Origin of the sequence: Micromonospora yangpuensis (assembly GCF_900091615.1) — a bacterium.
Taxonomy (GTDB): domain Bacteria; phylum Actinomycetota; class Actinomycetes; order Mycobacteriales; family Micromonosporaceae; genus Micromonospora; species Micromonospora yangpuensis.
Genome location: NZ_FMIA01000002.1, coordinates 5,351,238 through 5,367,418 on the forward strand (window position 1 = coordinate 5,351,238; position 16,181 = coordinate 5,367,418).

Here is a 16,181-nt window from a genome sequence, read left to right on the forward strand (position 1 = left end):
ACCCCGTACCCGACCCGACCCGCCCGCTCCCCTGACCGACCGACCTGACGAGGCCCGATGAGCATCAGTACCCCGGGCGGCAACCAGCGCCGTCCGTCCGTGGTCAGCACCGGCAAGAAGCCGGCGGCTGGCCGGCCCGCCGCCGGTGACAAGCCCACGGCCAGCGCCAAGACCGGGGCCAACGCCAAGACCGGGGGCAAGGCCGGTGCCGGCAGGCCGGGCAACCGCGCCGGTGGCGGCAAGGGCCGCAAGATCACTCCGGTCAAGGTCAGCCAGGGCCGCGCCTGGGGCCCGATCGCGCTCTTCGTCGCCGTCGGGGTCCTGGCCACCGCCATCATCGGGTACGGCGCTTGGGCGTCCTTCCAGGGCTCCAAGCCGTGGGAGGACCGGGCCGACGGTATCGAGGGCATCACGAACTTCCGCAAGACCGACCCGGAGCTGGTCAAGGGCAGCAACCACCAACCCGGCTCGGTTCAGTACGCCCAGTCCCCGCCGGTGGCCGGGCCGCACAACGACAGCTGGCAGAACTGCATGGGCGACGTCTACGACGCTCCGATCGCCAGCGAGCACGCGGTGCACAGCCTGGAGCACGGCGCGGTGTGGATCACCTACCGCCCGGACCTGCCGGCCGACCAGGTGACGGCGCTCGCCGAGAAGGTGCGCGGCAACGAGAAGATGATGCTCAGCCCGTTCCAGGGCCAGGACAAGCCGATCTCGTTGCAGGCCTGGGGCTACCAGCTCAAGGTGGACAACGCCGACGACAGCCGGATCGACGAGTTCGTCAAGACGCTGCGGGTGAACGCCTCGATCGAGGGCCCGAACGCGCTCTGCTCGCAGGGCATCACCGCCACCGGGACCACCCCGCGCGACGGTTCGCAGATGCCGCAGACGCAGGGCTGACCAGGGAGAAGAGCCGATGACCGTACCCGTGACGGCCGACCGCGACGAGGTCGAGACGCCGGCCGCCGCCGACGGGGGCCGATCAACGCCCCGCCGGTTCGGCACCGCGGTGCTCGCCGCCGCCGTCGTGGTCGGCCTGCTCCTCGGGTACGCCGGCGGCCTGCTCACCCCCGGGCTGACCCGCCCCGGCGACAACTCAGCCGAGGCGGGTTTCGCCCGGGACATGACCACCCACCACGCCCAGGCGGTGGCCATGGGGCTGATCGCCTACCAGCGCGGCACCGACTCCGAGGTTCGCCAGATCGGGGTGGACATCGCGCTTGCCCAGCAGGGCGAGATGGGCACCATGCAGACCTGGCTGCGCTCGTGGGACCTGGACCCGGCCGGCTCACAGCCCCGGATGGCCTGGATGGACGGGGCCGAGATGGTCAACGAGGGGCTGATGCCCGGGATGGCCAGCACCCAGGACATGGCCCGACTGGAGACCGCCCAGGGCCGGGAGCTGGACGTGCTCTTCCTGGAGCTGATGATCACCCACCACATGGGTGGCATCCACATGATCGACGGGCTGCTGGAGCGCAGCGACGAGCCGGACGTGGTCCGGACCGCCCAGACCATGAAGAACACCCAGCAGACCGACCTGACCAATCTCCGCAACGCGCTGGAGCGGCTGAAGTCCTGACCCCGCCCACCACCGCGACAGCAGGGTGGGGTGGCCCGAATCGATGCAACCAAGTATTGACTCCGCCCGGAGGGGCCGATTCTTTCCAAGATCTTTCACGGCATGACCACGTTGAGGACGGCCGCCCGGTCCCGCTGGGCCGGTCAGGCAGCATGGGTGGGTTATGGGCGTTTTGCTCGATTGTGCCGGTTGGGGGTTTTTCTACCCACATATCGTGACCAGGAGTGATTCGGGCTCGTTGCGCAGGACGTGGGGGTTGCACTCAGAGACGCGCGGCGGTCGGTGACCAGTTGGTGCCGACGGCACACCATCGGCGGTGACGGGACGGTGGCAGCCGTCCGTCGCGGACATCGGCAGGGCGAGCCGGGAACGCTCAGCCGTGAACAGGAACTCGAACTCATCGACGTGCTGCGGGGGGTCCACCCCGACGAGTTCGGGCTGGACGAGGAACTCTGGACCCGGCAGAGCCTGGGCGCCCTGATCCAGCGCCGGTTCGGCCTGGCGTTGGAGAACGGCGCGGTCGGGGCGTACCTGCGGGCCTGGGGTTTGGGGCCACGCGAGCCGCGCGAGCGGGCCTGCGGGCTCTGCGTCGGCGCGGTCGAGCACTGGGTACGCCTGGAGTACCCGGCCATCACCCGGGCCGCCCAGGACCACCTCGCCGAGGTCTACTGGATCGGCCGGGTACGCCTGCGCGGCACCATGCCGGCGGCGGACATGATCTCCGCGGTGTCGTCCCGGGGTCGGGTGCGTTTCATGATCACCACCCCGTCGGTCGACCCGCCACTCCCCCGCGACTTCGTATTGCGGCTCAGCGGCGCGCAGGAGCGGCCGGTACACCTGATCATCGACGGCTCCTGGCCCCGCAACGAGTGGCCTCGCCGGCTGCCCCGTCGGATCGCGCTGCACCCGCTACCCAGCTGCGGCCGACCGCTCGCCGCCTGAGCCCGACACCGGATACCGATTCGGCGATCGGGGAGGACCTTTGCTAGTCTTCTCCAGTCGCTGAGCCCCCGTAGCTCAGGGGATAGAGCACCGCCCTCCGGAGGCGGGGGCGCAGGTTCGAATCCTGCCGGGGGCACCAGGATCGACCAGCACGAAGAACCCCCTGACCAGGCAACATTCGGTCAGGGGGTTTACTCGTGCGGCCGGCCGTCAACGGCCTTCGCGGGTGTCTGTGCCGAGGGCGTGCCGACGTTCAGCGCGGTTTCCGGCGCGGCCTGGAGCCGCGGTTGATCGACCCTCTGGGCGAGCACGATCCCGGACGCCGGAGCTACCCGACCCCGGCCGGCAGGTTCCGCCGCTGACCCCGTTCCCCCGCCGAGGTCGGCTCGACGTGGGGTGGCGACGTCGGAGGGTATCGTGCCGGGGTACCGCGCCGCACGACCTGCCAGGGAGTCTGTGATGGATGCATGCTGACCTCCGGACGGGGCGTGGTCGGCGGGAAGGGCGGGCTCTCCGGACGGAACGTTGTCGCCGGGATGGAGCGGCACCAGGTCGTGGTCTACCTGGGCGCGATCGTCGCGGGGGCGGTGGTGGGCTGGCTGGCCCCGGGCGCCGGCCCCGCACTGGAACACCTGATCAACCCGGTCCTGGGCACCCTGCTGTACGTCACGTTCCTGCAGGTCCCGGCGAGGCGGCTGCTGGCCTCGCTGCGGGACGGGCGGTTCGTGGCGGCGACGCTGGTGGTCAACTTCCTGGTGGTGCCGCTGGTGGTGGCGGCGATGTTCGTGGCGCTCCCCGCCGACCAGGCGGTCCGGATGGGGGTGCTGCTGGTCCTGCTCACCCCGTGCGTCGACTACGTGATCGTGTTCAGCCGGCTGGCCGGTGGCAGCAGTGAACGCCTGTTGGCGGCCACGCCGCTGCTGCTGATCGCGCAGATGCTGCTGCTGCCGGCGTACCTGCTGGTGTTTCTCGGTGGGGGGCTGGCCGACGCGGTCGAAGCCGGGCCGTTCGTCCGGGCCTTCCTGGTGTTGATCGTGATCCCGCTGGCGCTGGCCTGGACGACGCAGGCCTGGGCGGGACGACGCCGGGCCGGGATGGTGGTGACCGGGGCGTTCGGGGCCACGATGGTCCCGCTGATGGCCGCGACGCTGTTCGTGGTGGTCGCCTCCCAGGTGCCGAAGGTGGGCGAGGGCTTCGCCGAGGTGGTCGCCGTGGTGCCGTTCTACCTGCTGTTCCTGGTGGTGATGGCGGTGGCCGGGCTGGGCGTGGCCCGGGTGTTCCGGCTGGACGTGGCGGCGCGGCGGGCGGTGGTCTTCAGCGGTGCGACCCGCAACTCCCTGGTGGTGCTCCCGCTGGCGCTGGCCCTGCCCGAGCAGCTGGCGCTCGCCGCGGTGGTCGTGGTGACCCAGACCCTGGTGGAGGTGGTGGGCATGGTGGCCTACGTACGGCTGGTCCCCCGGCTGGTCAAGGAGGATCCCCGGTGACCGCGGCGCAGCAGACCGACGGCACACTCGGCAAGGCCCACCCGGCCGCACCCGCGCGGGCCCCGTCGCTGGTGGCCCTGATTCTCCTGCTCGGGGTCGGCCCGTTCGCCACCGACGCCTACATCGCCGCCCTGCCGGAGCTGCAACGTTCCCTGCCGACAAGCGCGGCCGTCGCCCAGCTCACCCTGACCGCGTTCATCGTCGGGTTGGCCGTCGGGCAACTCCTCCTCGGCCCGCTCAGCGACGCCTGGGGACGTCGGCGGATGCTGCTGGTCGGCTGCGCCCTGTTCGCCGTCGCGTCGGTGGTCTGTGCCGTCGCCCCGAACGGCCCGGTCCTGGTGGCGGCCCGCCTGGCGCAGGGCATCGTGGCCGGCGGCGGGGTGGCGCTGGGCCGGGCCACGGTCACCGACACCCACCGGGGTGACCGGGCCGCCGCCACCTTCGGCCTGATCACCTCGGTCACCTTCCTCGGCCCGGTCGTCGCCCCGGCCGTCGGCGGGTTGATCCTCGCCCACGGCACCTGGCGTACGGTCTTCGCCGCGCTGGCCGGGCTCGGCGTGGCGATGTTCGTCGCGGTCTTCCTCGGCATCGCCGAGACACTACCGGCGCACCGCCGCCAACCCGCCGGCCTGCGCCAGACCGGCGCACGCCTGGCCGACCTGGCCGGAGACTGGTCGTTCATGCGGCACGTCGCCCTGGTCGGCCTGGCCGTCGGCGGCTTCTTCGTCTACATCGGCGGGTCGTCGTTCGTCTTCCAGTCGGCCTTCGCGGTCAGTCCGTCGAGGTACACGATCATCTTCGCCACCAACGCCGCCGCGATGGCCGGCGCCGGGCTGCTCTTCCGGATGCTGGTGTTCCGGGTCGGCGCGCTGCGGCTGCGTACCGTCGGGGTGACCGCCTCCACCCTGGCCGCGCTGGGGCTGCTCGCCGCCGCCCTGGTCGACCCGGCCCGGGTGCCGCTGGCCGTGCCGTGGGCTCTGCTCTGTGTCGTCGTCGGCGGCATGGGCTTCACCATGCCGGCCACCACCGCCCTCGCCCAGGAGGCCGGCCGGCGCTCCGCCGGCACCGCCGCCGCCCTGCAGGGCGGGCTCAGCTTCCTGGTGGGCGCGCTGGTCACGCCGCTTACCGGTCTCCTCGGGTACGACACCCTGCTGCCCATGGCCGCGTCGATGGCGTTCTTCTTCGTCGCCGCCTCCGTCCTGCTGTGGGCGATCTCGCGCCCCCACCCGAGCACCTGATTGCGCCTTGTATAGCATCCGCTATACTCCGAAAATGGCTACGGGCGAGTGGGAGATCTACCTCGTCAACGAGGTACAGGAGTGGATCGACAGCCTCGATCCACTCACCCACGCCCGTGTCGTGCACACCATCGACCTGCTCGCCGACGCCGGCCCTGGGCTGGGCCGGCCGCTGGTCGACACGATCCACGGATCGTCGATCGCCAACCTCAAGGAGCTGCGCCCCGGCACCGTACGCATCCTGTTCGCCTTGAGATCTACCTGAAGGAACGCGCCGAGGAGAAGGGCCGACAGCCATGAGCAGCTACGTACGCTGGCGCGACATCCGCGCTGCTCACGTCGAGCGTGCCGGCGGCGAGCATACCGTCGAAGAAGGCAGGCAAGAACTACTCGCCACCGTGGTCGGACACCGCCTCGCCGAGATACGCCGCGCCCGCAGCCTGACCCAACAGCAGGTCGCCGACCGCATGGGGGTCACCAAAGGCCGCGTCTCCCAGATCGAACAAGGCAAGATCTCCGGCCAAGACATCGTCGCCCGCTACGCCGCCGCCCTCGGCGGACGCCTCCACCAAGCGATCTACTTCGACGACGGCGACATCGCCGCCATCGCATAGCTCAACCAGTACGCCAGTGTCCGACTGGCTCCACACCGTCATAGGGGATCATAAGCGGCCCGGCTGACCGCTCAGGCCTTCGACATCGGCGGACCGACCCCGGTCATCTTCCCACAACGGGTGACCACCGGTCGCGATCACCGCACCCGCCGCCGACCCCGCATCCCCATCGGTGTCGACAGTGACCTCGACCAACTGCTTCTCGCCGTCACCGACGATCAGATCCACCACCGGACGCGCCTCGGTGACACCCAACTCCGGATCCGTGGCAACAACCTCGTCACCGACCTCGACGTCCTCGATCGCCCGGTAGCCACCGTCGGCCATCAGGACCGTGGTACCCGGCACGAAACTGTTCGTCCGGCAACTACCACCCTTCGACGCTCTTCTACACCAACGGTCATGGCCCAGACATGGTCGAAATCCTCCTGTCCCATGCTGAAGCTCCGCCAGGGCAGGCCCTGGCGGAGCTTCTTACTGCATCGTGATTCGTGATTTATTCAAGTAGACGTAGTGCCCGACTCTTACAAATCGCGAGGATAGGTTCTCAATTCCGGCACCCTTAGCTCACGATTCGCACATCGGATCACTTACGCCATCATTGAGTCCTCATCAAAACCAAGTTCATCTTCGATGCATAGCGCCACTGCAGCATGCCAACGAATCAAACCTGGCCACGAATCAGTCGTCATCTCTGTCAGATATCGACGTGCCTCATCGGAATCCAGCTCACTCAGAGCAAGTATCGCCTTCTGGCATAACCAGTAGGCGGGAGCATCAGATTCAAGGGAACGTTTGACGACTCGGAATATCACACCCGCCGCATCGGCCGCCATTAACTCGCCGAGGATATCGACAAGGTCCTCCTGATTGAGGCCAGCATGGTTCGTCTCAAGCAGATCCATTATGACCCGGCTGAGACCGGGAGCATGCAACTTCGCGCCCAAGTTCGCGAAACGCTCGACCTTACCCCAGTCGCATGCCGCTGCTGCAACGCGAATCCAGCGCTCCACAGAGTCGACGGCTCCCGGGAATCGACCCTGGACAGCGTAGACAACCTCATCAGTAACAGGACCTCGAACGAGGTGAGCGTCTACCGCCTCAGCAAGCGCGGCATCATTCTTTGGAAGCATCACCAATCGCCCATTCTCCTGAAACCAACAATCCTAGAGTTGAACACATTGACAGAACCTGGCCTCAGCCCAAAAGTTTCGAACCCTCGTTCCATTTTTAGATGCACAGATCGAACATCTTGACCAATATTTCCTGGAAGCTTCCCCGCCCCGATAAGCGCATCGCGAGTGCCCGGCTGCATGTCATACTGAACCAATACGGAATACTTCTCCGCGTTACGACCACCGCGCCGCGAGAATCGATCCCGCAGGCCTCCCAGATATGAGCGCGACTGGGTAACAAAGTTTTCTGTTCCCCTGACAGTTATCTCGCCGTTGTCTCCGAGTTGCTTGAACTCCTTCTCGCTCATCGCTCGATAAAAGGTCTCATTGCAGTTGTGTACGAGGACCGGTGCGTCGCCTGCTGCCACATAGTAGGTGTGGATGCCGTCGATGGTGAGGTTGTGGACCCGGCGGGTCTCGGTCCACTGCCTGGTCGAGACGACCTCGACCAGGTCACCCGCCGCGGTCCGGACATCGTCACCAGCCCGCAGGTCCTCGGCGTCAACGAAGCGACCCCGGTCGTCGACCCAGAACGGGTGACCACCCGTCGCGATCACCGCACCCGTCGCCGACCCCGCATCCCCATCGGTGTCGACAGTGACCTCGACCAGCTGCTTCTCGCCGTCACCGACGATCAGATCCACCACCGGACGCGCCTCGGTGACACCCAACTCCGGATCCGTGGCAACAACCTCGTCACCGACCTCGACGTCCTCGATCGCCCGGTAACTACCGTCGGCCATCAACACCGTGGTACCCGGCACGAAACTGTTCGTCCGGCAACTACCACCCTTCGACGCCGCCGTACCACCACCGGCAGACTTCGCACCACCACCACCACCGCCGGCGGACTTCGCCGCACCACCACCGCCGCCAGCCTTCGCGGGGCCGGCCGAACCGCCACCGCCGGCCGACTTTCCGCCGGTCGCGCCACCACCACCGGACGACGCCTTCGCCGGCGACGGAGCCGCCCTACCACCACCCTGCGCCGCATTCGACGCCGCCTTCGCACCACCACCAGCCGCATCAGCACCCTTCGACGCCGACTGCGCCGCATCAACCCCCTTCGCCGCGTACTTCGCACCCTTCACCGCCGACGCCCCGTACCCCGCAAACGGCACCGCCGACGCCGCCGACAACGCCGCATTGCCGTAGTCACCCTCCGCCGCATACCAGGCCGCATTCGCCAGGTCCGCAACCTCACCCACACCCGGCACCAGACCCGCCACATCCAACGCCGCGTGACCCACATCGCTCAACGAGAAGTGACCGTCGATCTCCACCTGGGTGATCGGGTTGCCACCACCGAAGGCGTACCGGTTGTTGGTGAACGGGTCGGTCGCCAGGTCCATGTCGGCCAGCGCGCCGTTGTACTGGTCCTGGGTCAGGAACCGGTTCAGACCCGGGTCGTAGTTGCGGAACCCCATGTCGTAGTCGCCGGTCGACTGGTCGAACCGCTTACCGTTGAACCGGTACGCGTTGTACGGCTCCCGGTCCGGATCCTGCGGGTTCGACGCGTCCGGCTTGTCCACCCCGGTGAACTGCTCGTCGTCGTTCTGCCCGTACGCCGTGTAACCGTACGTGGCCCGCGAGTCACCCTGCTCGTCGCTGATCTGCTCGACGTCGGTGTGCGGGTTGTAGCCCTGGTACGACGTCTCGAAACTGCCGTCGTCCTTGAACTTCGCCTGCGACAACAGTTTGCCGTCCGGGCCGTACTGGTAGGTCTTACGGAGCTGACCACCCTCCTCCTCGGCCAGCACCTGCTCGGTCAGACCGATGTAGGTGAAGTCGGTGGTCTCGCCATCCTTCTTACGGGTCTGCTGCCGGTCCAGCGGGTCGTAGGTGTACTCGGTAGTCCCGCCCGGGGTCTTCTTGTGCTCGACGGTCCGGTCGAAGCCGTCGTAGGTGTACTTCTCGGTCTCGGTGCCCGACAGCAGGGTGCGCGACTGCCGACCGAAGTCGTCGTAGGTGTAGGTGGTGGTGAACCCGGAAGTGACCGAACTCTTCAACCGGTTGCGGTCGTAGTCGAACGTCGTGTCGACGTTCTTGATGGTCTGCTCGATGACGTTGCTGTTGGCGTCGTGCACGTACTCCTCGGTGCCGGCGCCGTGCCCCGTCTTCGTCTGCTTGCGGATCCGGTCCCGCGGGTCGTAGGTGTAGGTCGTGGTGGAGTCCAGGGTGGCCGTCTTGTTGTCGGCGTTCTGCTTCTTCGCCACGTCCTTCGACCGGTGGCCGTTGGGGTCGTACTCCAGGGTGTGCTCGTTGACCACGGTCGTGCCGTTGGACTTCTTCTCGACCTGGTGGCGCAGCTTCTGGTCGAGGAAGTAGTCGTAGGTGACGGTGTTGCCGTTGCCCTTCTTCTCGGTCGACACCTGGGCCCGCTTGGTGTAGGTCCAGGTCGTCGTCTTGGCGTCGGGGTCGCTGTCGTTCTTGCCGTTGACGACCTTCGAGACCAGGTCACGGGCGTCGTACTCGTACGTCGAGTACGTCTCGTCGTGGATGCGCTTCTTGAGGTTGTCGTTCGGCTCGTACTCGTAGCGGGTGGTGTTCTTGACCGTGCTGTTGAGCTTCTCCTCGACCTTGGTCATCCGGTTGACCACGTCGTAGCTCATCGCGTAGACGTCGATCTTGGCGTCGGTGCTGGCGTCCCGCATCTCGGTGAGGTTCGCGTTGACGTCGTAGTCGAAGCTGAAGCTCTTGCGCGGGGTACCACTGCCCTTGCCGTCGTCGGACTGGGTCTTCTGCTTACCGTCGGGGAAGAACGTCCAGTTCATCTGCCGGGTGGCGTTGTTCGCGCCGATCACCTTGCGCGAGGTCTGGTTGCCGACCGCGTCGTAGTCGTACTCGGTGCGGATGTCCCACGGGTCCTCGCTGGAGCGGTTCCAGCCGTTGTCCCAGTAGGTGTAGCTGGTGACCGCCCGGGTGGTCTCGCCCTCCGACGGCGGGGCGCTGACCTCCTTGGTGTTGCCGACCCGGTCGTAGGTGTAGATGGTCGTGTCCGCGGTGCGGTACGCCGTTCGTGAGTCGTTCGGGTCGTACGGCTCCCGCTGCTCCTTGACCCGGTTCAGCACGTCGTAGACGGTGACCTTGGTGAAGTCGTTCGCGGTGTCGGTGGCCACCCCGCGCGGCGACTCGACCCGGGTCTGGTTGCCCACCTCGTCGTAGCCGTACCGGGTGGTGCGGTGCGTGATGGTGCCGTCGACCAGCTTGTGCGGGACGTCCTGCTGCTCGACCATCGACCGTGGGTCGTACTTGATCAGCGTGCGGTTGCCGTCCTGGTCCACCTGCACGGTCGGGTTGCCGTCCCGGTCGTACTCGGTCTTCGTGGTGTGCCCGAGGGCGTCGGTGACCACGGTGGGCCGACGGTTCTGGTCGTAGTCGAACTTCTGGGTGAAGTCGTTCGGGTCGGTGCTGGCGGTCTTGCGCTGGTCGTCGATGCGGCGCAGGTTGCCGACGTTGTCGTAGTACGCCTGGACCCGGCCACCGGCGGCGTCCAGCCCCTCGGTGAGCTGGTTCAGCTCGTCGTAGGTGTAGCTGGTGGTGAAGTCGTCGACAGTGGTGGTCAGGTTGCCCTTGGGCTCGGTCTCCTTGAGCAGGTTGCCGACGTTGTCGTAGCGGTAGGTGGTGATCCGCTCCGGCGCGGTCGAGCCGTCCTTCGGCTCCTTGACCCAGGCCAGCCGGTCCACCGGGTCGTGCCCGGCCTCGGTGACCGCGCCGTTGGCGGCCTCCTCGCGTACGACGTTGTCGTTGCGGTCGTAGGTGGGGCCGGGGGTGAAGATGTACGCGTTGTTCGCGGCGTCCTTCGGCTCCCGCGAGCTGCCCGGCCGACCGAAGACGTCATAGGTGTACGTCGAGACGTGGTCGTCGGCGTCGGTGATCGAGACGACGTTGCCGACCCCGTCGTACTCGTAGGTCTCGGCGAGGTTGAGCGCGTCGACGATCCGCTTCGGGTACCCGACCGGGTCGTACTGCTCGTACTTCGTGGTGTTGTCGTTGGCGTCGGTCGAGGTGAGCTGCTGCCCCCAGGTGTCGTAGGTGTAGACCGAGGTGTAGTCGCCGACCGTCGCGGTGGAGGTGCCCTTGGGGTCGGTGACCGAGGTCAGGTTGCCGTAGTTGTCGTACCCGAACTCGTGTCTGCGCCCCTGCGGGGAGGTCTTGCTGGTCAGTTCGGCGGTGTGCCCGTTGAGGCCGAACCGGTACCCGTACTGCTGCGCGGCGGTCCCGTTGCGGTTGGCCTCCGGGTCGCGCGTCTCCAGCGGTACGCCGGTCTTCTCGTCGTACACCCAGGTGGTGACCGCCCCGTCGTCCTCCTCCAGGCGGCGGACGTTGTTGTCGGCGTCCCAGGTCAGTTCGGTCTGGTGGCCCTTGGCGTTGGTCATCACCGTCGGCCGGCCGTAGCCGTCGATCAGGTAGACCGAGGAGTGCCCGTTGGCGTCGGTGACGGTCGAGGAGACGAACGAGCCGGTGCTGCCGTCGGGGTCGGTGTAGCTGAAGCCGGTGGCCTTGTCGGCCCGGTCGGTGAGCGTTCTGACCCGCCAGCGGAGCAGGTCACCGGCGGACTGCGGCTCGTAGGCCAGCCGGGTGCCGCCGCCGCGCGGGTCGTCGACCCGGACCAGCTTCTGGTTGGTGATGCCGGCGGTGGTGTCGTAGAAGAAGTTGAACGGCTTCTCGCCCGGGTGCCCGGCGCCGTCGACCAGCTGCCGCAGCATGCCGTCGGTGCCGTAGGTGAAGGTGATCCGCCGGCCGTTGATGTCGGTGATCGAGCGGAGCTGGTTGACGATCTGCCGGTTGGTCAGGTTGGGCACGCCGGTCTGCTTGACGTTGCCGGCGAAGACGTCGTGGCTGTCGCCGGTGGCGAAGTAGTCGAAGGTGAGCGTGCGCCGGCCGGTGGTGTCGGTGAGGTACTTCAACACGCCGGTGTTGCGGTTGGTCCCGCCGCTGCGCTCGTAGGTGAACCGCAGCTCGTTGCCGTTCTTGTCGACCACCGCGGTCTGGTAGCCGTCGACGTCGAAGTAGAACCGGCTGCGGTCGGGACGGGTCAGCACCCAGGTGCGCATCGGGTCGTCGTCGCTGTGGCGCTGCAGGTAGAGGTGCACCCCGGCGGGGCTGTCGTAGTCCCAGTCGGCCTCGTTGGTGCTGCCGTGCTTGTTCAGCTCGTAGAACTGCCCGGTGCCGTCACCGTCGGTCAGGGTGATCTTCGCCGGCCAGCGGGCGGTCCCGCCGGTGAAGGCAAGTGGCGAACCGAGCCGGGCCACGCTGGAGGTGGAGAGCGACCAGCCGTACCCGATGTAGGAGTTCGAGGTGTCCCGGCTGTTGTACGACAGCCGGACGAACGTCGACACCCCCCGGCTGGGGTTGCTGAACGCGTTGTAGCTGAACACCGCGTTGCCGGAGAACTGGTTGACCATCACCGTCGAGCCGGCGCCGGCGTTCTCCCCGGTGTACTGGTAGAACTTCTCCAGGCCGAGCTGGTCGGAGGTGGGATCCTCCACGGTGACGTTCTGGGCCAGCGGGGCGATCCCCCACACCTGCGACAGCCACTGCCCGGTGGTCCGGTTGCGCAGGTCCCACTTGAGCACGAAGGCCTGCCGGGTGTTGCCCTGGTCGGTGCGGACCGGCGTCATGATCTTCGCGTCGACGGTGGTCACCGCGCCGGGGGCGAGGTCGGTCGGGAAAGGGGTCTCCCGCCGGTTCTCCGCCGTGGTCACGTCGGTGCCGTCGGCCAACTCCCACCGGTACGACAGCACCCAGTCCGCCTTCGGCAGCGCCGCGGCGAGCGAGTTGGTGACGGTGACCGGGGAGGTGTACTCGTCACCGGGGATCATCCGGGACGGCACGGTCGGCGCGTGGTAGGTGTTCTCGGTGGCCGGCGCGGTGTAGACCACCTCCAACCGGGGACGCTGCCGGATGTCCGGCACCTCGCCGGAGTTGAACAGCACCCGCTGGGTCGGGGTGCTCTCGTTGGTCAGCCGGAACAGCACACCCTTGTTGCTTGTCGGGTTGTCGATCCAGCCCTGCACCAGGTTCGTCGCGGCCCAGTTCTGCCAGCGCGGGTCGACGCCTATCGAGTTGACAGTGGCCGTCGGGGTGGCCGTGTAGTCGCCACCCGGGGTGGTCCAGTTGGTGCCGGTGGCCGCCGAGTTCCACGAGGCGGTGGTCTCGTTGAAGTCCCGGGTCAGCGCGTGCATCTGGAACTTCGCGCCCCCGTCACCCTCGGAGTACGCGCCCCAGAGGCCGACCTTGGCCGAGAGCACCCGGGTGCCGGTGGGCAGCCCGGTCATGCTCGGCCACTTCACCACCGCCCGGCTGGTGCCGAACTTCACCCCGTTGTTGCCGACCTGGATCAGGCCGCCGCCGTCGAGCACGTCGTGCCCGGTGGTGGGTTCCTTGCTGGTCAGCGTGGTGTCGGTGGAGTTGCCCTGGAGCACCCGGACGATGTGGCCGGCCTTGGGCAGCTGCACCTGCTCGGTCGGAGACGGGATCAGCTGACCGTCGCGGGTCCTGACCACGATCATGTAGTAGAAGGGCGCGCCGAACTCGCCTGCCGTGTTCGCCGGGGTGGGCGTACCGCTGGTGTCGCTGTAGCTGGTGCGGTCCTTGCCGACCGGCGCTACCAGGGTCCGGTCGGAGGGGACGAAGCTCTGCGCGGTGCTGCGGTGCACCTGGTACTCGACGATGTCGTCAGGGGTGTCGGCACCCGGCGACGGGTCGGCGTAGGCGCTCCAGGCCAGCTCCGCGCCGGTGGCCCGGATGGTGGTCGGCAGCTGCAGGGTGACGCCGGGGCGGCCCCAGGTCAGCAGCAGGGTGGGAAAGTTGTCGGTCTCGCCGCCGTAGGCGTTCTCCGCGCCGGAGTAGCGCGGACCGCCACGGACCTGCGACTCGTCGCGGACCTTGAGCATGAAGCCGTGGTTGGTCTGCGGGGCGTTGAGCCAGCCCTGCACGATCGACCGGACGCTGAAGTTGTGCCAGGTGTGGACCTGGTCGACGCCCTTGGTGTCGGTGGCCCGCTTGACCAGCCGGACCCCGTCGGCGACGACCGTCTTGTTGGCCACGTCGCCGAGCACCACCTTGTGCGTGGTGCCGGCGTTGAACCGGTACGAGCCGAGGGAGACCCAGGTGCCATTGCCGGAGCCGGTGGTCTGGTTGACCGCCTTGGCGGTGGTGCCGCCGACGTGGTGCACCGTGTAGGGGGCGTTGGTGGCCCGGTCCGACCCGGCGACGTAGTGCACCTGCACGTCGTAGTCGCCGGTCTCGGTCACCCGGGGCACCCAGCTGAAGGTGTCCCCGGTGGTGGCGCCGCTGTTGGTGCGGTACGCCCCGCCGAGGGCCGAGGTGGCGGCCACCGTGGACCACGATCCGGTGGCGGCGGTCTTGCCCGGATCGGCGTTGTCCACCTGCTCGGTGTTCGAGCCCACCTCGCCGAGCGCGGTGTTGATCGAGTTCCAGGTGACGGTGTTCTCCGCCCACGGCGCGGTGACCCGGTGCGCGTCGACCGGGACGGCGTACTGGTCGGCGTCGTTGCTGGTGGTCTGGTCGAAGTGCATCCGGAGCTGGGCCGAGTCGAGCTGGGTGCCGGCCGGCACCTCGGTCAGCGGGAACTTGACCAGACTGCGGAACGTCGCGGTGGTGCTGCTGGTGACCTCGTTGACGCCGACGGAGAGCCGCCACAGGGTGTCGTAGTTCTCGGTAGGCGCGTACTTGTTGATCATGCCGTCCTGGGCCTGGCCGACCTGCGGCTGGACCTTGATGGTCGGGTCGATGACCACCGGGTACTCACGTTCGGGGGCCCGCAGCCAGTCGCGGTCGGCGGTGATGGTCAGGCTCAGCCGGTCACCGGTGCCGGTCAGGGTCTGGGTGACCTGGTCGCTCCAGGTCTGCCCGACCGGGGAGGCAGCGTCCGGGCGACTGTCGTACATGTACGGCCGGGGCAGGTAGAACAACGGCCGGCCGTCGGCGTCGGCGGCGCGGAAGGAGACCGACCCGTCGGGGTTCGCGCTCGCCCGGACCCCGTCCAGCCGCAGGTCGAAGCGGTACGACACGTCGCCGGCCGGCGGCCGGTCCAGGACGATCTTCTCCTTCAGGGAGGTGGCGGTGACGTCGTAGGTGACGTCGGCGTCGCCGAAGACGTCCGGATGGGTGACGCTGCTGCCGGTGACCTTCGGCTTGCTGGCCCGCGCCGGGCCGGCCGCGCCGACGGTGACCGTCCGGCCACCGAGGTCGTACTCGACAAGCCGGCGGGTGTCGTCACCGAAGTGGCTGGCGAAGGTGTTGGCGGTGCTGGCGTACGGGTAGCCGGCCCGGTCGCTGCGCCGGACCTGGGTGTCGATGTCCTGCCAGCGGCCCTTGTCGTCCCGGTAGTGCACCGGGTGGACGGCCACCTCGGCCTGCTGCCGGCCGTCGGCGAGCTGGTAGACCTTGCGTTCGGCGGTCCGTTCGGCGACCTTCTCCCGGACCCGCTTGGCCGCCGGCAGGACCTCGCCGGCCGGCAGGTGCCCCGGCTCGGGCAGCACCCGGCCCGGCCCCGGCGGGGTGTCGGCGATCGGCCGGCCCCGCACCGGCGACCCGCCGGCAGCGGCCTGACCGGCGGCGGTGCCGTCGGTGGCCGGTTGACCGGCGCCGCCGTCGGTGGCCGCCCGGCCGGCTTTTTCGTCGGTCGCCGCGCCGGCCGCGCCCGGCCGCTCCTGGGTGGGCTGCGGCACCGCGACCGGCCCGGTCGCCAGCAGCAACAGCCCTAACGCCGCGGCGGCCAGGACGGTACGGCGGTGCCGCCGCCGGGATCTCCTCGGAATCATGTACGGGTCTCCTCGGTAGGAACGGATCGCGCGCCGAAAGTGCGTTGACAGCGCAGCCGGAATCGCCACGTCGCCCGGTGAAAAATGGGCACGCGGAATCTCCTCTGGCCACCCCTGGCCACAGGATGTCGATTGGCGGAAAGAAATGTCTCCCATCTTGGAGACACGTCGACACACGCGTTGCAGCGCGCGTCGGACCGAGCAGACCCGGCCCCCCGTGGTGTTGACACTGCCGTTGGTTGCTGCCGGGAAACTATCAAACACGGTGCGTGGTGGCAATGACGAATCTGGATGGAGAGGCGGCCTTATGTCCTTTTTTCGGGGGAGCCGATCACTCTCCCCACCGACCCTGCG

Annotated in this window: 9 protein-coding genes, 1 tRNA gene and 1 pseudogene; 8 read left to right on the forward strand and 3 right to left on the reverse strand. The window is 68.2% G+C overall.

What is annotated here, in order from left to right; genetic code table 11:
• Positions 1-57 precede the first annotated feature (57 nt).
• The 8 genes and pseudogenes from GA0070617_RS24140 to GA0070617_RS24175 all read left to right on the forward strand — a co-directional run bounded on the left by GA0070617_RS24140 (position 58) and on the right by GA0070617_RS24175 (position 5,860).
• On the forward strand, positions 58-900 hold the full coding sequence (locus tag GA0070617_RS24140; protein ID WP_091443052.1) for a thioredoxin-like domain-containing protein: 843 nt from the start codon (positions 58-60) through the stop codon (positions 898-900).
• A gap of 16 nt (positions 901-916) precedes the next feature.
• On the forward strand, positions 917-1,582 hold the full coding sequence (locus GA0070617_RS24145) for a DUF305 domain-containing protein (RefSeq protein WP_091443056.1): 666 nt from the start codon (positions 917-919) through the stop codon (positions 1,580-1,582).
• A gap of 249 nt (positions 1,583-1,831) precedes the next feature.
• Complete coding sequence (locus GA0070617_RS24150) at positions 1,832-2,524, forward strand: winged helix-turn-helix domain-containing protein (protein ID WP_091443059.1); 693 nt, start codon at positions 1,832-1,834, stop codon at positions 2,522-2,524.
• Between the two features lie 64 nt (positions 2,525-2,588).
• A tRNA-Arg gene (locus tag GA0070617_RS24155) sits at positions 2,589-2,663 on the forward strand.
• A 328-nt stretch (positions 2,664-2,991) separates the two neighbouring features.
• A complete protein-coding gene (locus GA0070617_RS24160; RefSeq protein WP_229688526.1) occupies positions 2,992-4,008 on the forward strand; it encodes an arsenic resistance protein in 1,017 nt (338 codons plus the stop codon).
• Positions 4,005-5,246, forward strand: a complete 1,242-nt coding sequence (locus GA0070617_RS24165) for a multidrug effflux MFS transporter (RefSeq protein WP_091443061.1) — start codon at positions 4,005-4,007, stop codon at positions 5,244-5,246. Before GA0070617_RS24160 ends, GA0070617_RS24165 begins: the two co-directional genes overlap by 4 nt.
• Before the next feature lie 34 nt (positions 5,247-5,280).
• Positions 5,281-5,496, forward strand: a pseudogene (locus tag GA0070617_RS24170) (type II toxin-antitoxin system RelE/ParE family toxin); the annotation flags it as partial.
• Positions 5,497-5,542: 46 nt separating this feature from the next.
• The gene (locus GA0070617_RS24175) at positions 5,543-5,860 is read left to right on the forward strand and encodes a helix-turn-helix domain-containing protein (RefSeq protein WP_091443068.1); all 318 of its coding nucleotides are present in this window, start codon (positions 5,543-5,545) and stop codon (positions 5,858-5,860) included.
• Between the two features lie 48 nt (positions 5,861-5,908).
• On the opposite strand, the gene GA0070617_RS24180 is transcribed toward GA0070617_RS24175, so the two are convergent.
• The 3 genes from GA0070617_RS24180 to GA0070617_RS24185 all read right to left on the reverse strand — a co-directional run bounded on the left by GA0070617_RS24180 (position 5,909) and on the right by GA0070617_RS24185 (position 15,827).
• Positions 5,909-6,208, reverse strand: a complete 300-nt coding sequence (locus GA0070617_RS24180) for a Hint domain-containing protein (protein ID WP_091443071.1) — start codon at positions 6,206-6,208, stop codon at positions 5,909-5,911.
• 242 nt (positions 6,209-6,450) lie between these two features.
• Positions 6,451-6,873 (reverse strand): hypothetical protein, encoded by a 423-nt coding sequence (locus tag GA0070617_RS30115; protein ID WP_139135748.1) that lies wholly within the window; start codon positions 6,871-6,873, stop codon positions 6,451-6,453.
• A 119-nt stretch (positions 6,874-6,992) separates the two neighbouring features.
• Complete coding sequence (locus GA0070617_RS24185; RefSeq protein WP_175440638.1) at positions 6,993-15,827, reverse strand: DNRLRE domain-containing protein; 8,835 nt, start codon at positions 15,825-15,827, stop codon at positions 6,993-6,995.
• Positions 15,828-16,181 lie beyond the last annotated feature (354 nt).

Bases quoted from the DNA above. Each gene is read 5' to 3' on its own strand.
- GA0070617_RS24140 (WP_091443052.1), top strand. From the start codon at position 58: ATGAGCATCAGTACCCCGGGCGGCAACCAGCGCCGTCCGTCCGTGGTC.
- GA0070617_RS24145 (WP_091443056.1), top strand. From the start codon at position 917: ATGACCGTACCCGTGACGGCCGACCGCGACGAGGTCGAGACGCCGGCC.
- GA0070617_RS24160 (WP_229688526.1), top strand. From the start codon at position 2,992: ATGCTGACCTCCGGACGGGGCGTGGTCGGCGGGAAGGGCGGGCTCTCC.
- GA0070617_RS24175 (WP_091443068.1), top strand. From the start codon at position 5,543: ATGAGCAGCTACGTACGCTGGCGCGACATCCGCGCTGCTCACGTCGAG.
- GA0070617_RS24185 (WP_175440638.1), bottom strand. From the start codon at position 15,827: ATGATTCCGAGGAGATCCCGGCGGCGGCACCGCCGTACCGTCCTGGCC.